Below are 26,957 nucleotides of genomic sequence, written 5' to 3'. Positions count from 1 at the left end.
CGACTCGGGGCCGGAACTGGGGATTTCGATTCTTGCTCGATGCAGGCCTGGGCGATCCGCTTCCAGGATACGAGCGTGCATTCGCCGAACTCCCGGACGAACCCGCGGCGTGGCGCCGAAGCGGACAAGTGGTCGCAGTGCGATTTCCGGACCCGGGGGGGCGACGAGACGCAGCGGGACGAGTCATCCCTCACGAGTTCGTGGTCCTTGGTGACGGGGCTGACGTCGTGAACTCCGTGTACGACGGCGAACAGCACCTGTGGCCACTGGTCGAAAAAATCTTCGAACATGTGTGGGACGCCGATACGCCGCCGTCCGTCGCCGACCTGCGCTTCGATTAAGCCGCCTCAGATGATATGTAGGAAATTTCGTGTCAACGTCAGGCCGACGCGGGGCGAGACCGATAAGCGGCCCTTATATCAAGCAGTCGCGGCTAGAGCCGGGACCGTGTTCGGCGGGTGGAGGCTTCGGAACTCTCTTCGGTGCGGTGGTAGGGATCGCCGTCAGTGCCGCGCCGCGTCAGCACACCGTGCAGCCGCCTGAAATTCCAGATGGGCGTTGACCGCCCCGTTCGGCACCGACTCATCCTTGCTGGCGTTTGGTGTGCAGAGACAACGTGCGGGTTAGGGCTACCGACAGGGGCAGCATACGGACCGTCGTTCGAGTGAGAACGACGGTCCCCAGTATGGTCACGGCATGAGTGTGGAGTTTCATGGTCCTCGGTAAGCGTCCAGGTTCTCAACTTAGTTTCCACGACGGTTTTCGAGCAGGGCGTCCCAAGGATGCGGTGACGGCCGTGGGTCAAATCCACTTTCGGGCGGGAAGGAAGCGCGCGTGATTGGTCAGGAGCATTTGGTCCCGGGATCCCGCGTTCGCTTTCCTGGCGATGCAACGGTGGTGACGTTGGTGCAGGTCAAGCAGGGTTCTTTCTGGGATTTTGTGTATCGCGACGCCGATGGATCTCTTGCTGACGTGACGTTGGCAGAGGAGGAAATCGGCGAAATCGAGCTGGTATCGAGTACCTCGTCGCCTAGGTTCACGGGCAATCCTCGACAGTTCCGGCTCGGTGTCGAAGCGCTCCGCATCCAAAACGCCTTTCGGCACGACATGGCTGGTCTCGCAGTGTCGAATATCTCGCCGCTTCCGCACCAGCTCGATGCCGTCTACGGCTCGTTCCTTGAGGAACCGGCGCTGCGGTTCTTGCTTGCCGACGATCCCGGTGCCGGCAAGACCATCATGGCGGGTCTGTACATCAAAGAACTTATGCTGCGTCGGGCTGCTGACCGGGTTCTCATCGTCACCCCCGCCAACCTTCGGCCTCAGTGGCAGCGGGAGTTGGCCGAGCGGTTCGACATCCACTGTATTCAGTTCGATTCGTCGACGCTCGACTCGAACCCGACTCAAAACGCGTGGGACTTGCACGACTTCGTCATTGTGTCGCGCGACTTTCTGAAACGGGAGGAGGTCATCAATGCTTTCGCCGCGGCAGAGAAGCACTGGGACTTGGCAATACTGGATGAAGCTCACGGCTATACCCTTCATGTGGATGGCAAGGGACTTATCAACAAAAGAAGCGAACGATATAAGGCCGCCGAGAGGATCGCAGAAAAGGCTCACCGCTTAATCCTGCTGACTGCAACACCCCACTCTGGCCGAAATGAGTCCCTCTGGGGGTTACTGCGACTATTGGATCCGGATGCCTACGGCGACCGCTGCCCGAAACACGGTCTATCGCTCAACCCGAACCAGTACCGCAAAGTCGCCAAAGAGCGAATGGTCGACATGGCGGGGAACAAGCTGTTCAGACCCCGCTTCCCCCACACCGTCGGCTATGAACTCCGTGGGGCTGAGCTTGATCTCTACGACGCCGTGACCAACTTTGTGTCCAAGGAGCTTGCCGAGATCCGCGGGGCAGGTGCGGCGAGTGCCGCCGGATTCGCGCTCACCACCATGCAGCGGCGTCTCGCGTCATCAGTCCGAGCAATTAGACGAACGCTCGGTCGGCGTATAGATAGGTTGGAGCGTGCTATAGAGGACCCCGCGGCTTACCTACGGACCCGGCGAGACTTCAAGGCCACCGCGTACCCAGACGACGCCGAAATGCTCGCCGACCTAGATGAGGATGACCTGTGGAAGCTTGAAGAACAAGCGCTCGAAGAATGGCTGCCGGCTACCATCTCCGAACTAGAGGACGAACTCGTAGCGCTACGTCCGCTGCTCGTGAAGGCTCAGGAAACCGAGGAAGGCGGGACTGAGGTAAAGCTAAACGAGCTTCTCGATGTTGTGAAGAACGAGGGGCTTCGCGATGATCAGACCACCAAGCTACTGATCTTTACCGAACACAAGGACACCCTCGACTACCTCGTCGAAAAACTGCAACCCAATTTTACCGTCGCGGTAATTCATGGGGGAATGAAACTTCGCGAGCGAATCGCCGCTGAACGGGAGTTCCGCGAGCGAGCGCAGATCATGGTTGCTACGGAGGCAGCTGGAGAGGGAATCAACCTCCAGTTTTGCCACCTAATGATGAATTACGACATCCCATGGAACCCCAACCGCCTGGAACAGCGAATGGGTCGTATCCACCGGATCGGACAGACGCGAGACGTCCATATTTACAACCTCGTCGCGACCAACACACGTGAAGGCCACGTTCTCGCAACGCTTCTACGCAAAATGGAGAACATGGGTCGTGCCCTGGGGGACGAGGTATTCGACGTTATTGGCGAGACCTTCAATGGCTACCGCCTCAGAGACTTGATCGAACAGGTCATTGCCGGCGAACTTAGCAAGGAGGCTGCGGCCGAGGCGATTGGAGGAGATCTGGTCGACCCTGAAATGGAAGCCAGATTTCGAGCGCTCACCGAAAATGCGCTCGCCACACACCATCTGGACTGGCAAGCCGAGGCCGACCGGGCCGCGCGCGCCGAGGAGAAGCGTCTTCCTCCCGGATATCTTGAGCGTTTCTTTCGAGACGCAATCGAATATCTTGGGGGCACGATCTCCGATCGGCTCGATCGGGGAACGCTCCGAGTGAAACGCACACCAGACCACCTCGTCGCGCGTTCACGGCTCACAGGTGCTACACGTGAGGTGTTCCCCAGCTACGAACGTCTCACCTTCGATAAGGCAGTTGCCTTGCGCCAACGCACAACGGACGAAGATCGGGCGATGCCTGAGGCCGAACTGTGCGGTCCCGGGCATCCGCTGTTCGACTCGATGATCACAGCGATCATCGACAGCACCCATGAAGATGTGGAACGAGGCGCGCGTTTCGTTACGCCAGATGCAGACGAGCCAGCCATCGTATATTTTGTTGTCGGTGACAGCGTCGATGGAAACGGTGAGGTTGTTCACCGTGCATTTTCGACGGTCATGCAGCCCGTAGGCGGGAGTCTTTCTTCCGTGAAATTGTTTCTGTACGACCTTCTCACGATGGACACTGAGAGGACCACCGCCGAGGTGGCGCTATCCGAAACCGACGCGATCACCGCCTGGGCGCGCCGCCACGAATTCGAGCGCCACTTCCAACAGGCCCGCGACGATCGCATCAAGGTCTCTGCCATTCAAGAGGACTACCTACGCCGGTCGTTCGCCGCAATCCTTCAGCGCCACCAAGAAACGCTGTTCGACCTGGATGCCGAAGTCGAACAGAGTGCCCCCGGTGCGGAGGGGCGACTCCGCAAGTCGGAACTCGGAAAAGCGCAGGTCGAGGAAAAACGTAACCGGCGACTTGCCGAGACCCAGCGGGGCCGGAACGTAAAACGCGGTCCTGTCCGCATCCTTGCTACCGCTCTTGTTCTCCCAGGACAGGAAGACTCCGACGACCGATCCCACCCAGCATTCCCTGAAACCAAACATTCCAACAGCGAAATCGAAACAATAGCGATCAATGAAGCCACCCGATTTGAGACAGAAAGTCGCGACGCGGACATAGTAAAATCCGTCGAGGCCGACAACGTCGGCTTCGACCTACTGTCCCTCAAAGGTATCGAAAGACGGTGTATCGAGGTCAAAGGCAGAGCAGGAGTCGGTGCTGTTGAGCTGACCTGGTCTGAGTTCGCCAAAGCTATCGAACTAGGCGACGACTATTGGCTGTACGTGGTCCTAGATTGTGCGTCGTCCAAACCCCGTCTCTACCGTGTACAGAATCCTTCACGGGCCCTTGCTAACGCTTGGTCCAGCAACCTTGACGTCCGTTACGAGGTTGCCCCCCAACCCATAATCGACGCGTCAGAGGATCAATTATGAAACGCGTGTTGATCGAGGCGGAACTTCCCCTCGTGCAGGTAAATAGAGAATCGGCGAAAGAGAAATCGCTCCGGCACGGCCACATCTCAACGCTTCATCTGTGGTGGGCTAGGCGGCCGCTATCGATGAGCCGCACCGTCGTATTCGGTTCGCTCATGCCGGATCCGGACAACGAACCCGAACGGCGAGACTTGTTGACGAAGGTCGGAGGGGCAGCAGCGTTCGAGCACTCCAAAAAGGGTGGCGAAATGCTCCGGAAGGAACTTCGCTCCGCGTGGCCAGAACGCCCCCCTCGCGTCCTCGATTGCTTCGCTGGTGGTGGCGCAATCCCGCTTGAAGCAAGTCGTCTTGGCTGCGAAGTTCACGCATTGGACATTAACCCTGTCGCGCACCTCATACAGCTCGCAACCTTGGACTATCCACTCCGATACCGGGAGCAAGGAGAGGGTGGCGGCTACCGCCTGATCGATGATCTGAACCACTGGTCCGAATGGATCTCAAGCCGCGCGGAGACCGAACTCGCTCCGCATTTTCCCAAGCCAGGCAAGGGTCGTCCGGCAATCTATTTCTGGTGCAGAACCATGCGATGCCCGGACGGCGCTTGCGGCCGAGAAATACCGCTCCTCAAGTCACGCAAGCTCGCGGACTCAGGCCGTCGGACGGTGCGTGTCGACCTCACCGTCAGTGGCGACACCATCGCAATCACGGTCGCTGCAGGTAAACCGACAGATGGATCAGACTGGACGGAAGGGACAACGAAGGCAAGCTCAGTAACCTGTCCCGCCTGCGGCACGACCGCACCGGCCAAAGAGGTCCGCCTCTACGCCAAAAACATCGGCTTCGGTGCCCGTCTCTATGCCGTCATGGACGTCGCAGGAAGCGAGCGAACCTATCGTGAGCCTGCGGAGGAAGAGTTGCGATCGGTTGCGGAGGCAGAATCAGTGCTCGCAGATTTGCCTGATACCGAAGACGGCACCAGCGCTGTGCCAGACGAAAGTATGGTCAAATCGCAATATCGACGATACGCCAATCTGGTCTACGGCATCGACACTTGGTGCGGTCTTTTCAACAGCCGCCAACTGCTGGTTCTCGGCACCCTAGCGCGGCTCGTGCGTGAGGCAAGCCACGAAATGCTCGCTGCGGGTATGGAACCCGGTCGAGCTCGCGCGGTGTCCACTTATCTGGCTTTCGCGTTAGACAAGGTCGCCGATTACAATTCCTCATTTTGTACCTGGGCGGCGAGCGGTGAGTTCATTCGGGACACATTCCCCCAACAGTCCATTCGGATGGCGTGGGATTACACGGAGGTCGATCCGTTTGCTGGCGTATCAGGTTCATGGGAAGGTTCGGTCGACTGGATTCGGCGCGTATTGCAACACCTGTGCAACGTTGACGCGCAGCCAGCGACCGTCCAACGCGGTAATGCACAAGCGATCGACTATCCAGACGGATACTTTGACGCAGTAGTTGTAGACCCCCCGTACTACGACGCATTCCAGTACGGCGATCTGTCGGATTTCTTCTACGTCTGGCTCAAACGCAGCATCGGCCACCTGTACCCCGAACTGTTTCGTACACCGCTGACGCCGAAAAACGCTGAGATCATCGAGAACCGTGCAGACAAAAAGTCCGCGGAGTACATATCACACAACGAGTTCGAGGCCCGCCTGCAGCGGGCACTGAACGAGATAGCTCGCGTCGTCAAGCCCGATGGCCTGGTGACCCTGGTCTTCGCCCACACCGACGTCGAGGCATGGGAGAGCCTTCTTCGCGCACTCCGCGCGGCAGGCCTGGTCGTGACGACTTCGTGGCCAATGCGGTCTGAGCGTGAATCGCGGCCAACTGCGCAAGTTAGCGCGGTGCTTGGTTCATCTGTTGTTCTCGTGTGTCGCGTCTCCACCGCTGCGGGCGAAGGATTCTACGACGATGTTGTCCGAGAGCTAGAAGCCCGCATCGCGAACAGGCTCGCAACCTTCGAGGAAATGCAGCTCGTCGGTGCCGACTATTTCATATCTGCCATCGGACCAGCATTCGAGGTTTTCGCACAATACACACGGGTAGTTCGCCTATCTGGCGAAGAAGTCGACGTCGACGAACTCATGGTTCTAGCGAGGCAGTCAGTCGCCCACCACGCTATCCGCCGACTGCTCGGCGGTGAAAATGTCTCAGTGCTCGACGCCCGATCGTTGATGTACCTCACATGGCGATGGGCATACGACGGTGAGCCGATCCCTGCGGACGAGGCATACAAGCTAGGTCGAGCTTTCGACATTGATCTCACTCACCTGGCTCGGCCAGGCGGCCTTATTGCTAAGACAGGTGACAGTTTCAAGCTGCTCGGCCCCCACGAACGCAAGAACGTCAAGGTCGGGGCAGTACCGTCGCCTATCGACGTGATGCATATTGCCGTCCAGCTGCATGATGCCGGCCGACGCAACGAACTCGAACAGCTGCTCGGCGCGTCTGCCATGGGCACCGAGCCCGGGTTTTGGGCCGCGGCCACGGCGATCGCCGAATCACTTCCCGACGGAAACCGGGAACGCACGATGCTGCTTGGACTGACAGGAAGCCGGGATCAGCTCGCCCAAGCATCCGGCCGTCACGTCGGAGCCGCCCTCGCAGAACTCACGCTATTCGACACTCGGTAGGGATCTCCTCATGAACAAATTGAAGCCATGGATAGAGATTGCAAAGCCGCACCGCGACATACGCGACGGATCCTTCGACGAGTCCCTGTTCGCAGCTGATCTTGGACTCGTCGCTAATGGGAAAGGGCCGAAAGACTATCTCGACCCTGAATTATTCGCCCGCAAAACCTACCTGACGAACAATCTTCGGGCAGCATTGGTGGAGGTCGGCAACAGGCTCGGGGGCGACGACACAGCGGCAGCCGTGTTTCGGATGCAGACGGACTTCGGTGGTGGAAAAACCCACACCCTCCTCGCCGCGTACCATTTGTTTGGCTCGCCAGACAAGGTGGGAGCCACGAAATTCGGCCGGGAACTCGCCTCCGAACTTAAGAGTGGAGAACTGCCGAGAGCGCGCGTAGCAGTTCTCGATGGGTCGGCAATGACGGTCGACCCAGAAACGATGCCTGACGGAACCACGCTGCATTCATTCCTGGGTCATCTTGCCTGGCGTCTCGGCGGAGCCACTCTGTACGAGAAGATTCGGGCCAAAGACGAAGGGCTCCGCGGCACATCGACTGTCGAGATGGTCAACCTTCTGACCGATGCGGCACCGTGCTTGATTTTGCTCGACGAGACGCTCGAATACCTGAATAAGGCGCTTGAGATGCGCGCTCAGGACGGAAATCTCGCTGCTACTACGCTGACAATTATCAAAGAGCTCTGCACCGCGGTATCGAACGTACCGGGCGTCGCAATCATCGCGACCCTGACGTCGTCACGACTGGAGGACTACGCAACTCTCGCCGGGGAGGAAATGCAGGAACGACTGTCCAAGGTTGTCGGCCGTACAGAGAACATCGTTACCCCAGTCGAAGGCGACGACATCTTTCCTATCTTGCACACACGCCTTTTTGAGACGGTAGGCGACCAATCCGAGCGGCGAGCCGTCGCGGATGCGTATGGAGCATGGTACGAGCAAATGGGAGACGCACTCCCGCAGCAATTTCGCGACCCGGCATACCGAGATCGGATCGAACACGCCTACCCATTTCACCCTGAACTTATCGACATCTTGACCAATCGTTGGGGGTCACTGTCGGGGTTTCAGCGCACGCGTGGTGCCCTGCGCACGCTCGCCCACACCGTCAAAGCGCTCGCTCAGCGAAACCAGCAAAGTCCGCTTATTCACGCAGGTGACATGCCGCTAGCCGATGCCGGTGTGCGGGCCGAAGTAATTCGCTTCGCGGGGGAGTCGTTTAAGGCCGCACTCAACGCAGACATAATCCGCAGGGAATCAAAGGCTGCCGAAGAGGACCGCCGCCGCGGCGGGGAGGTCGAGAAGTACAACATTGCTGTCGCTCTGGCCACCACAGCGTTCCTCAATAGCTTCGGTGCAGACAAGGTGGTCGGTGCCTCAGCGCCACAGATGCTCATCGGGGTTGGAAGGCCAAACCCTGGGTTGTCCCGCGGTGTCCTGGACGATGTGCGCGATGCCTTATCGGGTTCGCTTTGGTACATGCGCTACGAAGCCGGCCGTTACCGTTTCACAACCGAGCCAAACTTGAACAAAGTGATAGTCGAGCGTGAGGGGGCGATCGGGGACGACCGTCTGATCGAGTTACTTCGAGAGGCAACGATCAAGGTAGCCCCGCAGACTGAGCCATTCCGAGTCGAAACCAGCGTCACCGAATCGAGCGATCTCGCCGACGAACCACGTCTGACGATCGGAGTTCTGACCCCGGACCTCACTATCGGACCCGAACACGGCCCGGACACCGTTGCCCGAGCCAGCATTATCCTAAATAATCGTGGCGGATCCGCGAGGACCAACAAGAACGCCATTGTCCTCATCGCGGGGGATCGCGCTGGCATTGCCAAGGCTCGGCAAACCGCTCGGAGTCTCGCAGCAATGCGAGACATCACGCGAGATCAGGCCCGGCTCAAGAGGTTTAACCAGGAGCAGAGAGGCCAGCTCGCCGAGCGCTTGGTCTCCGCAGAGGAACGACTCCCTCAGCAGATCACAATGGCTTATCGGCACTTGATTCTGCTCGGCGGTGACGGCGGCAGTGTTTCACGCGTCGACACGGTTGACCTCGGGCCTACAAGAGCGTCTGCCACAATTCCCGGACGCATCCTTGAGCACCTCAAGAACAACGACAGGTACCTCGACTCCACGCTCGCTCCGGCCGCGCTTCTGACCGAACGCTTTGGAGTGATCGCTCCCGGAGAGCAAGCGGTCGAGCTTGATCGGCTGCTTGGTTATTTCTACCGACTCCCTCGGTTACCCAAGCTCGCCGACCATGATGTCCTCCGACGCTGTCTCATCCAAGGCGTTGCTAACGGAACGTTTGGACTTGCTTCCGGGGCTATGTGGGACGCGCCCGACGCGGTGCTCCGCCACGGAACAGCCGTCGATCCATCCGAAGTGCAGTTTCAGCCCGGCACCTGGCTCGTCCGCGCCGCTGCCATCGCTCTTCGCATTCAAGCGAGGCAGCCCAACATCACCAGTGCGGCCAACGGGGATGGCACAACCAAAGGCGAACCAGCCCCAGGCGCGCAGGACGAGACCCCGTCTAATTCGAGCCCTGTCTCGGCACCCGAACCAAACTCGCGGCCTGGCAGCACCGACCCGAACTCAATCACAATCTCCATCTCCGGGGTTCCGGCAGATAAAATACGAGATGTCGTGAAGGTCGCTGTAATGCCACTCGCCTCCGGTGGTGCTGAACTCGCTGTCGATGTCGAGATCCGCGCTCGAAACCCAGCTGGGATCTCCCGCAACACGCTTAACCTTGTCGTGGCCGAGGGATTGCGGCAACTGGGCGTCGAGCACAGCTTTACGGAGGACTGAACCTGCAACTTGTGAGCAGGTTTGGCCGTCTCGGGCGCGCCCGATAGTGTCCAGCCGACCAGTCCTGTCCTCGTACTCTGGCGCTCCGTACCGGGCTGCTCTTTACGATTGTCAGTGAGTTGGGGCGAGATGAAGGGCCAAGGAGCTTGTTCTCTCAAAACAGCTATCAGACCTCCGGAGGTGTGAGCGGCCCGGTTGCTGACTAGTGCACATGCGGGGTTGATCGGGCTCGGCCCGACGCGGTGAATGGGTCAGAATCCGATCGGCTGTAACGTGCAGTCATGGGTGTACCGACCAGCCTCTTCTCGTCCAGTCCAGCTCCAGGACGGGATTGGGTTCTGTCGCAGACAATTCGATTCGATCCAGTAGATCTTCGTTCGAAGTTGCCCGACCCGCGAATGTGGCCGGCCGAGCTGGATGACCTCGCCGTCGGCGAGGGGAAGTACCGACTGATTGCTCGCCGCGACGTCTTCGCTATCGCCGAGAGAGCAGCCCACGGAGGGTCTTCCTGGGCTGTAGCTCAGCTACACGTCGCATGCATCGCCTGGGGTACCAGTCCTGGTCAGACGCTCATCCGGGCCTTGAGGCCTATGCACGAAGCAGGTGTGGCTGACAAACTGGCCAAAGGGCTGGATCTCGCTCAACGTGAGGGACCGGTGAGCGCCTACCGAGCACTGGGCGGCGGCGGACGCTTCAAAGTGCGCTACCTCGCGGCGGGCTTCTTCACCAAGTTGCTCTACTTCGGTGGATACGACACCAAACCTCTCCTCGGACGGCCACTAATCTATGACAGCAACGTTGTTGCCGCACTCAATAAGTGGACGAACGACACCTGGAAAGTCGATGGACCGGCCGAGATGTACTCGCGCTATCTGGATTTGGCCGCGGACTGGGCAAGTGAGGCCGGTACCGATGCTGACGTAGTCGAGCGGGCGCTGTTCGGCAGATGACGAATCCGCTATCGTCAGGGCCACGAACTCTTCGGAGGCTCCAGCTCAATAATTTCGGCAGTAATAATGGGTACCGATAACAGATATTCCGTCAACTCGTGTAAATCTCAATCGATCGTGTTCCTCGCCCCGAATACAGTCTTCTGCAATGGTGCCGGGCCGATGCCGACAGCCTCGGCGAGGGTTCGAGAAGCCCGTCGACTTGCACTGTTGTCCGAAATGCTGCGCAATATGCGGTTCACGCACTCGGAGCCTGCCGACCGCCGACGTGGCTCGTGTCCTCGTCCCCACGTCTCAATACCCGAAATCTCGATGAAGATCGGCCCCGTATCCCCGCGCTGTAGTCAGTCCCCATTCATGCGCGGTTACCCACGAGAACTCTCTTTCCCGCAGCGTCTCCCGCAAAACACCACATCAACACCCCTTTTCTTAAATCAGAGTGTCGGTCAGCCCCGGTACGACGGCCTTATGGCGCGCCGACGAGAAGGGGCAGTCACTGTCAGCTGGGCTTGCGATGTCTCTGCTGCCGCGCCCCGACTTTGTCCGAAGTCGGGGCCACTCGGTCGATAGCCGCGCCCTGAATTGTGGCGTCCAATCGCCCCTCTGGATAGACATTTGAGACCACCGTTGCCGGACACCGAGTCGCGCAGCCACTTCTATTCCTCGCTGATCAGTGGAGGTTTGGTTGCCGAACGCAACTGCTCGGGCCGCGGCAGAGGCGAAGCGTGAGATCTCGGCACGTCACGTGATCAATGCTGACGCGATCGCTGTTTCCGTGATCGTCGTGCGGCGAGTTGCATATTCGCCGAAGGACGCCAACCCGTGAACCGTCGGTCGTCGCTGTTGAAAATCTGTTCAGACACGCGGTGGCGGAGAATCGTCCGACCGCCGCGTCTGCGGCTAGTTGTTCGATAGCCTGCGCGCTCTGCTTACCTGCGTATCGCTCAGTTTCCGGTCAGGCGGTAGAGCAAGCGCAAGTCGGCCCTTGCGTCAGAACGGACAAATGTAATTTCTACCGCAATACAACGGCCCGAGTGTGGTGTGGCTAGACTTCCGGCATGACCAGCAATGACGTGACGCCCTTTGGGTATCTACGGCTGGCTGGCGGAAGATTTGAAGTGGCGGAGGGGCTACCCGTTGTGTCGGCGGCAGAGCTGGAAAGGTACGCCCTCCTTGTCAGTGCCGTCGCTCGCGAACTTTATCTTCGCGACCATCCGAAGCGTCAGCGTGTGCCGAGGGGCTTTGACCAAGCATTCGATCTTCGACTGACCCGGGTCGAGCGGGGGAGCCAGATTCCCACGCTGGTACGTCCTGTGGCCCGCGATGGAGGGTTGTTCCAAAACACAGACTGGCACGACGAGGCTCGGCGGTTGATCAACAGTGCGCTCGGCGACATCAGTAAGGCGGACCGCGTCCCGGCAGCCTTCCCTATGGCCGCGATCAAACCACTGGCTCAGTTCGGCCGTAGCTTGCGCGCAAATGAGCGAATCGAGTTGGCGAACAGCGTAGATGATCCGCAGCGTGCCGTTCTAACCACCGAAACGCGCAAGCGCATACAGCGGCTTGCACGCTTGGATGAGCTAGAGATCGAAGCGGTTGTCGTCGGCCAGGTGAACGGCCTGTCGTCTGTCCCTCCTCATGTGGACGTGATGGTAGCTGAGGGGGCTGGGCAAAGGCGGATTGGAGCGACGTTCTCGGACCCATCGGTCTGGGGATCGCTGCATAGCTACCTCGGGTACGGAGATGCTGCGCCGCCGGTCTCCCTGAGCGTCATTGCCATGCAGAATCGCGATGGCGAAATCGTGAAGATCACCGACGTATTGCACGCGGAGCCCGCCCTGCCCCCGTCATGGTCGGAGCGATTGCGGAATCTCGCCGGTCTCGGGAGTGGCTGGCTGCACCCCGGCTCGGAGCCGCCCTCGAATGAAACTGTCGAGCGGGTTGAACGCATTCTCCTGGCGACGTTGGATGCGGAAGTGGGCGCACCAGCGATCTATCCTTCTGGCGACGGTGGCATTCAGCTCGAGTGGCGCACAGCCACCCGCGCGATCGAGGTGGAGATTCTTAATGCTGGTTCGGTCGACTCGGCCTGGTATGGCCGCGCGGGTGGCGACGACGGTGAGGATAGATCTTTCCCAATGGACGATCCCGACGGTATTGCCGACTTCGTGAAAGATGCGATCAGTGAGTGATAATACCGAAGCTGAGACTACCGAGGTAGCGGCCAGCGAGGAAGTTCTTGTCGAACGGGACGAGCTTTTGTGGCGTAATGCCCACCCCGACTGGATTGTGGATGGTGAGCTGACCTCGCAGGCGTTCCGACCCACGCCTAAGGATAAGAAGAAGCTGTCGAGTGCCCGCGCCGCCAAGGTGTCCGAGGAAGCGAACTTCAAGGAGTTCACAGAAGACTTTGGGTTCGAGTCGGCTGGCGTGTGGGCAGTTTCGGTCGGTGAGGTGCAAGACCAGAAACTTCGTTCTGTGTATGATGAGCATTCTCCGGCGACTCCCACCCCGTGTCTGAAAGGTCATACTTCACTTGACTTTACGACCGTGACAAGTAGCCAGGCGAAGCGGATCGGCGGGCGGTTGCGAGATCACGCCGAAGGCCGAGGACTCAGGTACCCGCCGGCGTAACCGGAGCTGATTCGGGAGTAGCAGCGTCAGGAGGTCGTCTTTTGCACTCGGCCAACACGACGATCGCCAGTGACGGGAAGTGCTACGTGTTCGGTACGAATGATTGCCGTATCTTGCTACGCGGCCTCACCCCACTGTGTCCATAAATACTGGGGGCACAGCTGTTCAGAAATCGGTTGCGCGGCACTTTTTTCGGGGTGTTGCAATCCCAAGTTAGTGACCCACAATATGTTCTCTAACGGTTGCACGGTGGATTTCGCCAGGGAATTCTTCACGGTGCCAGTTGACGATCGGGCGGCAGGTCTATGATGGTCCGCCACGGTCAGTTTGATGAATAACATTCATGTCTGCGAACCAAGAGGATCGACCCGAGGGTAACGGAGGTAATTGGTGGCAGTACGTACACTTGCCGCATGATCGATGAGAACTTTCCCAATTCACTTCAGGGTGTCCGGGAGTTCGCAACCGCAGCTACGGATGTCGGACAACTCGTGGCTTACTTCGGTTTGACCGCGGCGCATTTCACATCAGTTTATCGCGAACCCGGTGTTAAGTCGATCGACGCGATCGATGCGGATGTAGGCAGCGAGTCCGACGTGGTGGGCCCCTTGCTGACCGCTCATCGGCTTGCGAAGTTTTATGTCATCTCCTGCGGTGACGCGCTCCTGTCATGTTGCGAGTTGATCCGCAAGGACCATCCAATGCATATCGGGTCGGCGGCGCTTGCGCGCTCAGCGGCAGAGCACGCATCGAAGGCTATGCTCCTCGCCGATCCTGAGATCGGGTGGAAAGCACGGGTACTCCGTGCTCACGAATTGTTCAAGTCCAGCCTCCAGGAGTACAGATCGTCGAACGACGCCGGGGCGACGAAACTTATCGACGATTGGAAAAGATGGCGCGCGAGGACTGCATCGGCGTTCAGCGGCGTCGCACGGCAGCCATCGGTTGGAAACAATCGCGCGCTGATCGAAAGGTACTTCGCCCACCAACTCGCTTACGACGAGCTCAGCCGACCCACTCATGGGAACGCTACTTGGATGACTTTGGCGGTGATTCAGGAGCAGAAGGGCACGAATTACACCTGGTGCGCAACGCTGAGGAACTTCTGCTTTGCGATGGACGTGTGCATCGCGGCAAGTGACCGACTATGCGAATTCTGGGGTCTGGATCGAGACGAAGTGCTCCGCGTGATGTGTGAAAAGCTGTCCCTTGAACTGATCACGTGGGACACGCTGCGTGTGGAGTGTGAGTCTGTGCGATTCGGCGTTGATCATTTGTCCACAAACGTCACCATAGACACATCGGAGGACCCGCAGCCTGAACGCTGAGTCGGGACTTGCCAATCCCAACGCAACTGCGCTGTGCTCCTCGGTCGATGGCTAGCAGCCTCTCAGGCACCGCGCGAGCGGCATGAGTGCGTTCACAGTTCCTTCATCTGTTCTGAGGTAACTCCGGCTAGGCAATCATGAACGTGCGAACCGGAACGGGTGCAGTCACCAGCTTGCACCGTTTGACCGAAGGCAACCTCCACACGAGCGGCGGATCGACGCGGGTGTAAACAGCGACCATTGAGTACGCGATCGGGACCATCGCGGCCGCGGCGTTCGGGGCGGTGCTGTACACGGTGGTGACCGGCGACAGCATCGTCACGGCGTTGACGGGGATCATCGATCGAGCGCTGAACACAGCCGTCTGAGCCTGACCGATGACGACGGTGCCGTGACGGTGGAGGCGGCGTTCGCGATCGCGTCCATCGTCGCGGTGATCGTGGTGTGTATCGGGGCGATCGTGTCGGTGACGATGCACATCGGCTGCGTCGATGCGGCCAGGGAGGCAGCGCGGTTGGCGGCCAGAGGGGATACGAACCGGGCTGTCTCGGTGGGGGAGAGGGTCGCGCCGGAGGGGGCTCGCATCACGGTGACCGAGGACGGGGAGTTCTTCGTCGCGCGGGTGGAAGTGGCGAGTCCGCTGCCTGGGTTGACGTTGTCTGCTGAGGCGGTTGCTGCTGCGGAACCGATTGCCGCGGAATGAGGCTCGCTTTCGGGAGGGTGCTGCGTGATGACGAAGGTGGCGCGACGGTGTTGGCGGCGCTGGCGATGTCGGCCTTGATCGTTGTCGTGGTGATGGTGATTCACGTCGGCTCGGCGGTGGGTGCGCGTCATCAGGCACAGTCGGCGGCCGACCTCGCTGCGTTGGCCGGTGCCGGGTCTCTCGATCGTGGGATGGCGGATGCGTGTGAGACGGCGCGGGGTTTGGCGGGGCGAATGGGGACCGTGTTGCGAGAGTGCACGATCGCCGACTGGGACGTGATCGTGACGGTGGGCCAACCGGTGTTCCTCGGTCGCTTCGGAATGTCCGACGCCATCGCCTCGGCGCGGGCGGGTCCGGGGTGACGGGCGGGTCGGCCCGCTTGCCCGCCCCGGTCCGCCTCGCCCGCTGGCCGAATTCGCAAATGCGCGCGCGTTGGTCAGGTGCGCGGGGATTCGCCTCGTCTGGCCAGCGATTTCGCGAGCGTTCAGCGAATGCGCGCGCGTTTGCCGTGAGCCTTTGCCGTGAACCCAGGCCACGAACCCCGGCCTACAGCGGTCAGCGCGTCGTGAAGGTGCGGGCCCCGGACTGTAGAGGAGCGAATCGAGTGAGTTGGGTGACGTGCTCCGGTGTGAGCTCCGCGAGTGAATTGACCTGCAGCAGTTGCATGGTGCGCACTACCTCTTCGCGCAGGATCTCGATCATGCGGTCGACTCCGGCTCGCCCTCCGGCCATCAGGCCGTACAGGTACGCGCGTCCGACGAGGGTGAACGACGCTCCCATCGCGATGGAGGCGACGATATCGGCACCGTGCATGATGCCGGTGTCGACGGCGACCTCGAAATCGCAGCCGACTTCGCTCACCACCTGAGGCAGCAGGTGGAAGGGAACGGGGGCCCGATCGAGTTGTCGGCCTCCGTGATTGGACAGGATGATTCCGTCGACTCCCAGTTCGGCGAGACGGACCGAATCCGCCACCGATTGAACACCTTTGACGACCAGCTTGCCGGGCCAGATCTCCCGGATGACGTCGAGATCCTCGAACGAGATCGATGGATCCATCGCTGAATTCAGCAGCTCTCCTACCGTGCCGCCGGTGGAGGACAGCGATGCGAACTCGAGCTTGGCCGTGGTGAGGAAGTCCCACCACCACCAGGGCCGCGGGATGGCGTTGGCGATCGTCGACGCGGTCAACTGCGGCGGGATGGAGAATCCGTTGCGCTTGTCGCGCAGTCGTGATCCGGCGACTGGCGTGTCGACCGTGAACAGGAGGGTGTCGAAGCCTGCCTTCGCGGCGCGTTCGACCAGCCCGAACGAGATGTCGCGGTTGCGCATGACGTAGAGCTGGAACCAGTTTCGTCCGTTCGGGTTGGTGGCCTTGACGTCCTCGATCGACGTGGTGCCCAGGGTCGAGAGGCAGAACGGGATTCCGGCAGCTCCGGCTGCGGCAGAACCGGCGTATTCGCCCTCGGTCTGCATCAGGCGGGTGAATCCCGTCGGAGCGATGCCGAACGGCAGCGCGGACGGCCCGCCGAACACCGTCGTCGAGGTGTCGACGTGAGAGACGTCCCGCAGGATCGAGGGATGGAATTCGACGTCACGGAAGGCCTGACGAGCCCGGGAGAGCGAGATCTCGGCGTCGGCGGCACCGTCGGTGTAGTCGAATGCAGCGCGTGGGGTGCGGCGTCGGGCGATGGTGCGGAGATCGTCGATGGTGAGTGCGGCGCTGAGGCGTCGTCGACGCAGGTTCAGATCGGGCTTTTTGAACGAGAGGACCTCGCGCAGGTCGGTAGCTTTGGGCATCTGCCGGGTGATGGGCATGTCATGGTCTCGATTCTGTGCAGTATTACGGCGAGTGGTGGGGACGACGGGTCAGGGGAGCATCCAGGCCAGTACCGAACTCTGGAGTCCGACCAGGAGACAGATGGCAAGCAGCAGGCCGAGGCTCCACCCGATGACTTTTCGGAAAATCTCGGACTCCCGCCCGACCAACCCCACCGCGGAAGCAGCGATGGCGAGATTCTGCGGGCTGATCATCTTTCCCACCACACCACCCGAGGTGTTGGCGGCGACCAGCAGGGTGGGGTCGATGCCGGCGTTGATCGCTGCAGTCTGCTGCAGCGTCGCGAACAACGCGTTCGCGCTGGTGTCCGAGCCGGTGACCGCGGTTCCCAGCCACCCGAGAATCGGGGAGAGGTAGGCGAAGAATGCGCCGGTGCCGGCAATCCAGGTTCCGATGGTGATGGTCTGCCCCGACTGGTTCATCACGTAGGCGAGCGCCAGAACCGCGCCCACCGTGAGTGCGGAGAATCGGAGTTTGATCAGAGTGCTTCCGAACAGCCGGGCGGCGTCGGGAGCGCTGACGCGGTAGACGGCGGCGACGATGACACCGCAGATCAGGAGCAGTGTTCCCGGCGTGGACAGCCAGGTGAACTTGTAGATGGTGGTGGTTGCGGGGGAACCGGCGGCGGTGAGGATGTTGCCGTCGAGACCGGGCCACGGTACGGCGATGTCGGTCGAGGCGAGGAACCTGGCGACCGGGGACCATAGTTTGGCCACCGAGAACACCGCGATGACGAGAAGGTATGGGAACAGTGCAAGCCACACTCGTTGGGTCGTCAGCGGCGCGGCCTGGATGGTGCGGGTGGCGACCGGCGCAGGCGTGATCGGAGCACTGCCGGAGCTTTCCGAATCGAGGTCGGCATCCCGGGCCAGGAGGATGCGTTCGCGGGCCGCGTCGGATCCGGTCGGCTTCCAGAACCGCAGAACCACGACTGCTGCGGCGATGCCAGCGAGCGAGGCGATGATGTCGGTCAGCTCGACCGAGATCCAGGTTGCGCTGACCCACTGCGCGACGGCGAACACGACACCGACGGCCAGGGCGACCGGCCACGTCTGGGCGACGCCGCGTCGACCATCGGTGAGGAACGCGATGAACAGCGGTACGAACAGGGCGATGAACGGGGTCTGGTGACCCACGTACGCGCCGATCTCGTGGTAGTCGATTCCCGTCAAGTTTCCGGCGGTGAGGATCGGAATGCCGATGGCACCGAAGGCAACCGGCGCGGTGTTGGCGAGCAACACGACGACGGCTGCGCGCATCGGAGCGAAACCGATGGCCAGAAGCATGACACCGGTGATGGCGACGGGAGCACCGAATCCGGCGAGGGCTTCGAGTAGCCCGCCGAAGCCGAACGCGATGATGATCGCCTGGATACGCGGATCGTCGGAGATGGCATCGATGATGCGGCGCAGGTCGTCGAACCGTCCGCTCGTCACGGTCAACTCGTACAACCAGATCGCACAGATCACGATCCACACGATGGGAAACAACCCGAAGGCGAAGCCTTGTGTTGCCGACAGCCCGGCCAGGTTCGCCGGCATGTCGTAGGCCAGAACCGCCACCGCCAATGCGACGACGAGCCCGGCCAGACCGGCGAAGTGGGCTTTCCACCGAAGAAGTCCGAGCGTGACGAAGACCGTCAACATCGGCAGGCAAGCCACCGCTGCGGACAATCCCATGCTGTCCGCGAGCGGTGCGAGATCGGGTGTGTACACAGCTACTCCATTCAAGACCTTCAAGGTGTGTGAGGTCTGACCACACAAAGAATGATATGGATCACACTCAACGGGGTCAAGAGGCTGAGGCCACAGACCTTCTTCTGGTTGGATGACCGATATGGCAGACGACGCTGGACGGACGCATAACGAAACGCTTTCGTGGAAGCCGGTCCGGCGCGCCCGCGCGCACGAGCTGGTCATCGACGCAATCGAGGAGCGCATCATGGCTGGTGATCTCCGCGTCGGGGATCCGCTGCCGCCCGAGCGGGAGTTCGCAGCTCAGCTCGACGTCAGCCGGGCTGGGGTCCGTGAAGCCGTGCGCGTCCTCGAGAGCAGTGGAATTCTGCGGTCGTCACCGGGTTCCGGTCCCGGAGCCGGCACCTTCGTTGCGGCTCTGCCGCGGCCGGCACTCACACGTCTCCTTCGCCTGCACGTCGCGCTGACCAACTTTCGGATCGATGACTTGATCAGCACGCGAGTTGCGCTCGAGCGGGCAAGTGTTCACCTTGCCGCGGTGGCCCCCGATCAGAACAAGCTTGCGCAGGCGAGGGCCGCCGTGGAAATCATGGCAGCGCGGGGTGTCACCCGAGAGGTCTTCAACGACGCCGACACGAACTTTCACATCGCCTTGGCCGAGGCCTCGGGTAACGACTTCGTCGCGTCCCTCACCGCAGCAATCCGGGAGTCGATGCGTGCGCCCATCCTCGCCGCGCTGTTGGAGATCGAGGATTGGGACTCGTTGGCCGACAAGCTGAATACCGAACACCGGCAGATTCTGGCGGCCGTCGAAGCCGGTGACGCAGAGCTCGCAATGAAGTCGGCCGAACAACACATCCGGTCGTCCGCTGCGGCCCTGTCCATTCGCAACAGCCCGGAACCGACGTAGCATCGGCTGTCGCATGTTCGCGTACCCGCGGACCTACGAATGTCGTTGTGCAGGTAACGGATTCCGCTGTAGCCCGTGAGTTCGCGCCTTGCGCCCAGCGACCGCGAATGCGCGCGCGTTTGTCAGGTGCGCGCGATATAGCCCCGTTCAGCAGCCGATTTTGCACGCGTTCAGCGAATGCGCGCGCGTTTGCGCCCATCGCTGGACCGGCGCTGGACCATCACTGGACCATCACTGGACCGGCGCTTAATCGGAATCCCCGGACTCAACCCTCCCGAGTGATGGCCGCCAGTACCGCCGTCAACACTCGAACAGCACCGTCTTTGTCCAGTGGATCGTTGCCGTTTCCGCATTTGGGTGATTGCACACAGGAGGGGCAACCTGTTTGGCATTCGCAGGAGACGATGGCGTCTTTCGTGGCCGTGAGCCAGTCGGCGATGGCCACGTGACCGCGGTCGGCGAAGCCTGCTCCGCCGTCGTATCCGTCGTAGACGAACACCGTAGGCAGGCCGGTGTCGGGGTGCAGAGCCGTCGACACCCCGCCGATGTCCCAGCGATCGCAGGTGGCAACCAGGGGCAGCAGCCCGATGGCGGCGTGCTCGGCCGCGTGCAGTGATCCGGGGAATCGTTCGTACGGAACTCCGCTGTGCTCGAGCAACTCCGGGGTGATGGTGTACATGACGGCTCTGGTGTCGAGTGTCTGTGCGGGCATGTCGAGTTCGATGGAGTCGAGTACCTCGCCGGAGAGGAGGCGTCGCAGATATCCGACGACCTGATGGGTGACGTTGACCTGCACCAGTGCGACGCGTACCTCGCCGTAGTCGACGGATTCGTGCACCGCGGTGATCGAGATGTCGGTGATCTCGCGGGCCGAGGTGTTCCACTCGGGCTGCTCGGCGTGCACCAGTGCGAGGCCGGCATCGAGATCGAGGTCGTCGACCACGAACGACTCACCCTGGTGAATGTGGACGGCACCCGGGTGGGCGGTGGCGGGCGCTCTGCCGCCGTCGACGGTGCCGAGCATGCGACCGGACTCGCCGTCGACGATGGCCACCTGCACCCCGGTGCCGCCGCGAATGTTCACCGCACCGTGCGGCGACAACTGCTGCCCCTCGGGAGTGATGAACCACCCGTGCGGACGCTTGCGCACATAGCCTTTCAGTTCGAGTTCCTCGAGCACCGATTCCGCGCTCAGCTCCTCGGCCTCGACGAGGGTGATCGGCAGTTCCACTGCAGCGCAGAGCAATTGCGGAGCCAGGATGTACGGGTTGGTGGGGTCGGTGACGGTCGCCTCGACGGGCTTGTCCAACAGAGCCGCCGGGTGATGCACCAGATATGTGTCGAGTGGATCGTCGCGCGCAACGAGCACCAGTAGCGAGCCCTCCCCGCGTCGACCGGCCCGGCCGCCCTGCTGCCAGAACGACGCGACGGTGCCGGGAAAGCCGGCGACGATCACCGCGTCCAAACCGGCGATGTCGACGCCCAGTTCGAGCGCATTGGTGGTGGCGACGCCGAGCAACGTGCCGTCGGACAGATCGGATTCGAGTTTGCGCCGATCCTCGGCCAAATATCCTGCGCGATAGGCGGCGACGCGTCGTATCAATTGCGGATCGACGTCGGCGAGAATTCTCTGGGTCCCCAGCGCGGTCACCTCGGCTCCGCGCCGGGACCGCACGAATGCCAGAGTTCGCGCGCCCTCCACCAGGAGGTCGGCCATGATGCGCGACGCTTCCGCACCTGCGGATTTCCTGACCGGAGCGCCGTTTTCGCCGGTGATCTCTTTGAGTAGCGGTGGTTCCCACAGTGCGACGGTGCGGGCTCCGTGCGGGGATCCGTCCTCGGTGACTTCCGCGCACGGCGCGCCGATGAGGCGGCTCGCGGCCCGCCCCGGTTCGGAGGTCGTGGCACTGGCGAGAACGAACACCGGCGATGCTCCGTACCGTGCGCAGAGGCGTCGTAGCCTGCGGAGCACGAGCGCGACATTGGATCCGAAAACGCCACGGTAGTAATGGCATTCGTCCACCACCACGTAGCGGAGGTTGCGGAGGAATCGCGACCACCGCTCGTGCGAGCCGAGGATCCCGAGATGCAGCATGTCGGGATTGGTGAAGATCCAGCGCGCATTCGCGCGGGCCCACTGACGAATCTCGATCGGTGTATCGCCGTCGTATGCACTCGGGAACACCTCGGCGAGTTCGTCTGACACCGAACGCAACTCGTCGGTGATCGAGATCGTGGTGCGCAGCTGATCGGCACCGAGGGCCTTGGTGGGGGCCAGATACAGCGCGGTGGCCCGGGCGTCGGCGGACAGCGTCGTGAGGATGGGGAGTTGATACGCCAGCGACTTACCCGACGCGGTGCTGGTCGAGAGCACCACATGACTGCCCTCGGCGGCGAGTGTTGCCGCACGTGCCTGATGCGTCCAGGGTTGTGAGATCCCACGAGAGGTGATCACCTGCACCACTTCCGGGCCCACCCACGACGGCCAGGAGGAGAACTGGGAGGCGCGTGCCGGCAGTTCGGCGACGTGGGTCAACGGGCTCTCGCTCGCAGGCGATCCCGCCGATACTCGATCCAGCAACCGCTGCCCGTAGCTCCCGGCATCCGCACCGCCCAGCGGATTCTTCTCGGTCACGGGCCTCCATGCATTCGTTCGATCTACAAGCGCCGTCGGGCTGTTCGCGACAACCCCATGCTAGCGGGGACCTGCTCAGCTCCTTCGCGCCCTGGTGGGAGCAGCAATTCGCTTGTCGGATGTTGTCCGTTTCTACAACACGGACAAAATGTTCGAAAACGGTCGACTTTCGACTGTTGCGAACGCGGAGTTCATGGTTCACTTGACGCGGTCGCAGCTTCTGTGTTCGTTCTACGCTCGCAGGATCTAATGTTGCGGGCGCGGTACTGGAAGAGCTCGTCCGTCAGGGGGAATCCTGAGGGGGATTCGTAGAAAGTGCAGCGGTCGGAACCGGCCCGATGGACCGAAAGTGCGCTCCATCGAATCCGGTGTTAGAAAGAGAAGGAAAAGCATGGCACAGGGAACTGTGAAGTGGTTCAACGCCGAAAAGGGCTTTGGATTCATCGCACCAGAAGACGGCTCCGCTGACGTCTTCGTTCATTACTCCGAGATTCAGGGCAGCGGCTTCCGCACCCTCGAGGAGAACCAGCGCGTCGAGTTCGAGGTCGGCCAGGGCACCAAGGGTCCTCAGGCCACGGGCGTTCGCGCAGTCTGATTCTCTTCTCTTTGGAGTCGAGAACCGTCATCCCCCTTTTCATCGGTCCTACAAGGCCGATCGAAAAGGGGGATGTTTCGTTTCCACGAACCACCGGGGAGCGCCGAAAGCCGTGAGCGCGGGCGTCGATGTCCTAATGTCCATGCTGTGAACCAGCTGTCCTTCTTCTCCGCCGAGTCGTTGCCGCCCGCGGTGACCGATCTCAGTGGGTTGCTGGCTGCCACCGGCCATGTCGTCACTTCGGCGGGTGCGGCCCGAATTTCCGTCGTGGTCGACGCTCAGTGGCGCGCGGATGCCATCGCCGAACTCATCGAGCAATGCGGTCTGACGCCGGAGCTCGGTCGATCGGAGGAGGACAGGCCTCTGGTGCGTACCGCGTCGGTGCCCGAACTGTCCGCATTGGCGTCTCTGTGGACCAAGGGCGCCGTCAAGGCCGTCCCGCCCGGTTGGGTACCGGGTTCTCGCGAACTGCGCGCCTGGGTGCTCGCGTCGGGTCGTCCCGAGGCGGAGGGGGAGCGGTACGTGCTCGGTCTGGATCCCCACGCGCCGGAAACTCACGCCGTTCTCGCTCAGTCGTTGATGCGCGCAGGCATCGCGCCGACGCTCATCGGCACGCGTGGGTCCAATCCGGGCCTCCGAATCACCGGTCGACGCCGGCTGCTGCGGCTCACCGAGAACGTCGGCGAGGCTCCACAGAACGTGGACGCACGTACCAATTGGCCCCACGCCGAGTAGGCCGATCTGTGACTGATCTGCGAGTATTTGGCCGACGTATGTCAGTCTGTTAGTAGTGGGACAGGCAAATCTGCCTGTGAAAACGCACTAGGGAAGGTTCGGCAGCAAGGTGGCAGCACGTAACAACGGCACGGGGGACAGCTCCGCCGAGCCACGTCGTCTGGTCATCGTCGAGTCTCCGACCAAGGCAAAGAAGATCGCCCCGTACCTCGGGAGCAACTACGTCGTCGAGGCCTCCGTCGGCCATATTCGCGACCTTCCCCGCGGTGCCGCGGACGTTCCCGCCAAGTACAAGGGTGAGCCATGGGCACGTCTCGGCGTGGACGTCGACCACGACTTCGAGGCCCTGTACGTCGTCTCGCCCGAGAAGAAGGGCAAGGTCGCAGAGCTCAAGAGCCTGCTCAAGGACGCCGACGAGCTCTATCTCGCCACTGACCCCGACCGCGAGGGTGAGGCCATCGCCTGGCATCTCCTCGAGACCCTGAACCCCAAGATCCCGGTTCGACGCATGGTGTTCCACGAGATCACCAAGCCGGCCATTCTGGCTGCCGCCGCCGATACCCGTGACCTCGATCAAGACCTCGTCGACGCCCAGGAGACCCGTCGTATCCTCGACCGTCTCTACGGCTACGAGGTCAGCCCGGTGCTGTGGAAGAAGGTCATGCCGAAGCTCTCGGCAGGCCGAGTGCAGTCCGTCGCCACCCGCATCGTCGTCCAGCGTGAACGCGAGCGGATGGCGTTCCGCAGTGCCGAGTACTGGGACATCTCCGCCACGCTCGACGCCGGAGCCGACGCCACCCCGCGCAGTTTCGGAGCCCGCCTGGTCAATGTCGACGGCAATCGCGTCGCCGCCGGTCGCGACTTCGGGGCCGACGGCAAGCTCAAGTCCGATGCGGTGACCGTCCTCGACGAACCGCGTGCCCGACGCCTCGCCGAGGCTCTCGAAGGCGTCGACCTGACGGTCGCGTCCGCGGAGGACAAGCCGTACACCCGCAAGCCGTACCCGCCGTTCATGACGTCGACGCTGCAGCAGGAAGCCGCCCGCAAGTTGCGCTTCAGCTCCGAGCGCACCATGCGTGTCGCGCAGCGACTGTACGAGAACGGCTACATCACCTATATGCGTACCGACTCGACGACGCTGTCCGCGTCGGCGATCTCGGCGGCACGTACCCAGGCGACCGAGCTCTACGGACCGGAGTACGTCCATCCGTCGCCGCGTCAGTACACCCGCAAGGTCAAGAACGCGCAGGAGGCCCACGAGGCCATCCGCCCGTCCGGTGATGTCTTCCAGACGCCCGGTCAGTTGCACTCGGCCCTGCAGACCGACGAATTCCGCCTGTACGAGCTGATCTGGCAGCGCACGGTCGCGTCGCAGATGGCCGACGTGCGCGGCACCACGCTGACACTGCGCATCACCGGAACGGCCGGAACCGGCGAGGAGTGCACGTTCTCCGCTTCGGGGCGCACCATCACGTTCGCCGGCTTCCTCAAGGCCTACGTGGAGAGCGTCGACGATCAGGCCGGCGGACAGTCCGACGATGCCGAATCCCGTTTGCCCGCACTGGTTCAGGGCCAGGCCGTCACCGCCACCCAGCTCGATCCCGACGGTCACACCACCAACCCGCCCGCGCGTTTCACCGAGGCGTCGCTCATCAAGACGCTCGAGGAACTGGGCATCGGTCGGCCGTCGACGTATTCGTCGATCATCAAGACCATTCTCGACCGCGGTTACGTCTACAAGCGCGGCAGTGCGCTGGTGCCGTCGTGGGTGGCGTTCTCGGTGGTTGCGTTGTTGGAGGCGCACTTCGGGCGTCTGGTGGACTTCGACTTCACCGCAGGCATGGAGGACGACCTCGACGCCATCGCGGGAGGCCGTGAGCGACGCGGCAATTGGCTGCAGAGCTTCTACTTCGGCGGCGACACCGGTGCCGAGGGTTCGGTGGCTCGCTCCGGTGGACTGAAGAAGATGGTCGGCCAGAATCTCGAAGAGATCGACGCCCGCACCATCAACTCCATCCGTCTGTTCGACGACTCCGAGGGTCGCGAAATCCATGTGCGCGTGGGCCGTTACGGTCCGTATCTCGAGCGCATGGTCAAGAACGACGATGATCCCGACGGCGATCCGATCAGCCAGCGCGCCAACCTGCCCGACGATCTTCCGCCGGACGAGTTGACGATCGACTTCGCCGAAAAGCTTTTCGCCACACCGCAAGAGGGGCGCAAGCTGGGTGTCGATCCGCTGACCGGTCACGACATCGTCGCGAAGGAAGGCCGTTTCGGTCCCTACGTCACCGAAATCCTGCCCGAGCCGGAACCCGAACCCACGCCCCCCGAGCCCGATATCGTCCCGGTGCCGTCCGGCAACGACGGTGACGGTGGCGTCAAGACCGCGGTGAAGAAGGCGGCGGCCAAGAAAGCTCCGGCCAAGAAGGCGGCTGCGAAGAAGGCAACCGGCCCCAAGCCGCGCACCGGTTCTCTGCTCAAGTCCATGGACCTGGCGACCATCACGCTCGAGGATGCGCTCAAGCTGCTCTCGCTGCCCCGCGTCGTCGGAGTCGATCCGGAGTCCAAGGAAGAGATCCTCGCGCAGAACGGTCGATACGGCCCGTACCTGAAGAAGGGCACCGACTCTCGCTCGCTCGCCGACGAGGATCAGATGTTCACCGTCACCTTGGAAGAGGCGTTGAAGATCTACGCCGAGCCCAAGCGTCGGGGTCGTCAGGGCGAAGCCAAGCCGCCGCTGCGTGAGCTGGGCGTCGACCCGATCAGTGAGAAGCCGATGGTGATCAAGGACGGTCGCTTCGGGCCGTACGTCACCGACGGCGAGACCAACGCCAGCCTGCGCAAGGACGACGAGGTCGAGTCCATCACCGACGACCGTGCGTCGGAGTTGTTGGCGGACAGGCGCGCTCGTGGTCCGGTGAAGAAGAAGGCACCGGCGAAGAAGGCCGCCGCCAAGAAGGCTCCGGCCAAGAAGGCCGCAGCGAAGAAGGCCCCGGCAAAGAAAGCTGCTGCCAAGAAGACGGCCACCAAGACCACTGCCTCCAAGACCACGGCCGCGAAGAAGTCACCGGCCAAGAAGGCGCCAGCGAAGAAGACCGACACCGAGTAGCCGCCGAGCTCGAAGTTATGGACGTTTTCCGTGCCGTATCCATGCATAACTTCGAGTTCGCGGGTTCGGGTTGTCGGCCCCAACCACTA

The 26,957-nt window shown here is 61.8% G+C and carries 17 protein-coding genes; 14 read left to right on the top strand and 3 right to left on the bottom strand.

All coding sequences use genetic code 11. The annotated features are described in order from the left end of the window. The first annotated feature begins 834 nt into the window (after positions 1-834). From R3P93_RS13310 to R3P93_RS13265, 10 genes are all read left to right on the top strand, one after another. Positions 835-4,251: a helicase-related protein gene (locus R3P93_RS13310; RefSeq protein ID WP_317533206.1), complete on the top strand. Its 3,417-nt coding sequence runs from the start codon at positions 835-837 to the stop codon at positions 4,249-4,251. After that, entirely contained in the window at positions 4,248-6,899 is a 2,652-nt protein-coding gene (locus R3P93_RS13305) for a DUF1156 domain-containing protein (protein WP_317533205.1), read from the top strand. The genes R3P93_RS13310 and R3P93_RS13305 overlap by 4 nt, the downstream gene beginning before the upstream one ends. A 10-nt stretch (positions 6,900-6,909) precedes the next feature. Further along, on the top strand, positions 6,910-9,732 hold the full coding sequence (locus R3P93_RS13300; protein ID WP_317533204.1) for an ATP-binding protein: 2,823 nt from the start codon (positions 6,910-6,912) through the stop codon (positions 9,730-9,732). 281 nt (positions 9,733-10,013) lie between these two features. Further along, positions 10,014-10,682: an 8-oxoguanine DNA glycosylase OGG fold protein gene (locus tag R3P93_RS24625; protein ID WP_372581501.1), complete on the top strand. Its 669-nt coding sequence runs from the start codon at positions 10,014-10,016 to the stop codon at positions 10,680-10,682. Positions 10,683-11,740: 1,058 nt separating this feature from the next. Further along, on the top strand, positions 11,741-12,874 hold the full coding sequence (locus tag R3P93_RS13290; RefSeq protein ID WP_317533202.1) for a hypothetical protein: 1,134 nt from the start codon (positions 11,741-11,743) through the stop codon (positions 12,872-12,874). Then, positions 12,867-13,316, top strand: a complete 450-nt coding sequence (locus R3P93_RS13285; protein ID WP_317533201.1) for a hypothetical protein — start codon at positions 12,867-12,869, stop codon at positions 13,314-13,316. The genes R3P93_RS13290 and R3P93_RS13285 overlap by 8 nt, the downstream gene beginning before the upstream one ends. A 413-nt stretch (positions 13,317-13,729) precedes the next feature. Then, positions 13,730-14,644, top strand: coding sequence for a hypothetical protein (locus R3P93_RS13280; protein ID WP_317533200.1), 915 nt, complete (start codon positions 13,730-13,732; stop codon positions 14,642-14,644). Positions 14,645-14,883: 239 nt separating this feature from the next. Further along, positions 14,884-15,012, top strand: a complete 129-nt coding sequence (locus R3P93_RS13275) for a DUF4244 domain-containing protein (RefSeq protein ID WP_317533274.1) — start codon at positions 14,884-14,886, stop codon at positions 15,010-15,012. 23 nt (positions 15,013-15,035) lie between these two features. Next, on the top strand, positions 15,036-15,347 hold the full coding sequence (locus R3P93_RS13270) for a TadE family type IV pilus minor pilin (protein ID WP_068054152.1): 312 nt from the start codon (positions 15,036-15,038) through the stop codon (positions 15,345-15,347). Beyond that, positions 15,344-15,709 (top strand): Rv3654c family TadE-like protein, encoded by a 366-nt coding sequence (locus R3P93_RS13265; RefSeq protein ID WP_068054155.1) that lies wholly within the window; start codon positions 15,344-15,346, stop codon positions 15,707-15,709. Before R3P93_RS13270 ends, R3P93_RS13265 begins: the two co-directional genes overlap by 4 nt. 193 nt (positions 15,710-15,902) lie before the next feature. On the opposite strand, the gene R3P93_RS13260 is transcribed toward R3P93_RS13265, so the two are convergent. Together R3P93_RS13260 and R3P93_RS13255 are read right to left on the bottom strand one after the other, a co-directional pair. Further along, on the bottom strand, positions 15,903-17,165 hold the full coding sequence (locus R3P93_RS13260; protein ID WP_317533199.1) for an alpha-hydroxy acid oxidase: 1,263 nt from the start codon (positions 17,163-17,165) through the stop codon (positions 15,903-15,905). A gap of 51 nt (positions 17,166-17,216) precedes the next feature. Continuing rightward, complete coding sequence (locus tag R3P93_RS13255) at positions 17,217-18,866, bottom strand: L-lactate permease (protein ID WP_317533273.1); 1,650 nt, start codon at positions 18,864-18,866, stop codon at positions 17,217-17,219. A gap of 148 nt (positions 18,867-19,014) precedes the next feature. On the opposite strand from R3P93_RS13255, the gene R3P93_RS13250 reads away from it, so the two are divergent. Beyond that, complete coding sequence (locus R3P93_RS13250; RefSeq protein ID WP_068054166.1) at positions 19,015-19,791, top strand: FadR/GntR family transcriptional regulator; 777 nt, start codon at positions 19,015-19,017, stop codon at positions 19,789-19,791. Between the two features lie 265 nt (positions 19,792-20,056). Here the strand turns inward: R3P93_RS13250 and R3P93_RS13245 are convergent, their stop codons facing one another. Further along, positions 20,057-22,426 carry a DEAD/DEAH box helicase gene (locus R3P93_RS13245; protein ID WP_179276525.1) on the bottom strand — a complete coding sequence of 790 codons (2,370 nt, stop codon included), beginning with the start codon at positions 22,424-22,426 and terminating at the stop codon, positions 20,057-20,059. Positions 22,427-22,817: 391 nt separating this feature from the next. Between R3P93_RS13245 and R3P93_RS13240 the strand changes: the two genes are divergently transcribed. From R3P93_RS13240 to topA, 3 genes are all read left to right on the top strand, one after another. Beyond that, on the top strand, positions 22,818-23,021 hold the full coding sequence (locus R3P93_RS13240) for a cold-shock protein (RefSeq protein ID WP_005248460.1): 204 nt from the start codon (positions 22,818-22,820) through the stop codon (positions 23,019-23,021). 147 nt (positions 23,022-23,168) lie between these two features. Then, on the top strand, positions 23,169-23,756 hold the full coding sequence (locus tag R3P93_RS13235; protein WP_037187885.1) for a hypothetical protein: 588 nt from the start codon (positions 23,169-23,171) through the stop codon (positions 23,754-23,756). 109 nt (positions 23,757-23,865) lie between these two features. Beyond that, positions 23,866-26,868 carry a type I DNA topoisomerase gene (gene topA / locus R3P93_RS13230; RefSeq protein ID WP_317533198.1) on the top strand — a complete coding sequence of 1,001 codons (3,003 nt, stop codon included), beginning with the start codon at positions 23,866-23,868 and terminating at the stop codon, positions 26,866-26,868. Positions 26,869-26,957 lie beyond the last annotated feature (89 nt).

Origin of the sequence: Rhodococcus cerastii (assembly GCF_033042195.1) — a bacterium.
Classification (GTDB): Bacteria; Actinomycetota; Actinomycetes; order Mycobacteriales; family Mycobacteriaceae; genus Rhodococcoides.
This window is presented reverse-complemented; position numbering and strand designations above follow the sequence as displayed.

What these genes read in the sequence shown, in the direction of transcription:
- R3P93_RS13305 (WP_317533205.1), top strand. Translation starts at nt 4,248, where the DNA reads ATGAAACGCGTGTTGATCGAGGCGGAACTTCCCCTCGTGCAGGTAAAT.
- R3P93_RS13300 (WP_317533204.1), top strand. Translation starts at nt 6,910, where the DNA reads ATGAACAAATTGAAGCCATGGATAGAGATTGCAAAGCCGCACCGCGAC.
- R3P93_RS24625 (WP_372581501.1), top strand. Translation starts at nt 10,014, where the DNA reads ATGGGTGTACCGACCAGCCTCTTCTCGTCCAGTCCAGCTCCAGGACGG.
- R3P93_RS13290 (WP_317533202.1), top strand. Translation starts at nt 11,741, where the DNA reads ATGACCAGCAATGACGTGACGCCCTTTGGGTATCTACGGCTGGCTGGC.
- R3P93_RS13280 (WP_317533200.1), top strand. Translation starts at nt 13,730, where the DNA reads ATGATCGATGAGAACTTTCCCAATTCACTTCAGGGTGTCCGGGAGTTC.
- R3P93_RS13265 (WP_068054155.1), top strand. Translation starts at nt 15,344, where the DNA reads ATGAGGCTCGCTTTCGGGAGGGTGCTGCGTGATGACGAAGGTGGCGCG.
- R3P93_RS13260 (WP_317533199.1), bottom strand. Translation starts at nt 17,165, where the DNA reads ATGCCCATCACCCGGCAGATGCCCAAAGCTACCGACCTGCGCGAGGTC.
- R3P93_RS13255 (WP_317533273.1), bottom strand. Translation starts at nt 18,866, where the DNA reads ATGGGATTGTCCGCAGCGGTGGCTTGCCTGCCGATGTTGACGGTCTTC.
- R3P93_RS13250 (WP_068054166.1), top strand. Translation starts at nt 19,015, where the DNA reads ATGACCGATATGGCAGACGACGCTGGACGGACGCATAACGAAACGCTT.
- R3P93_RS13240 (WP_005248460.1), top strand. Translation starts at nt 22,818, where the DNA reads ATGGCACAGGGAACTGTGAAGTGGTTCAACGCCGAAAAGGGCTTTGGA.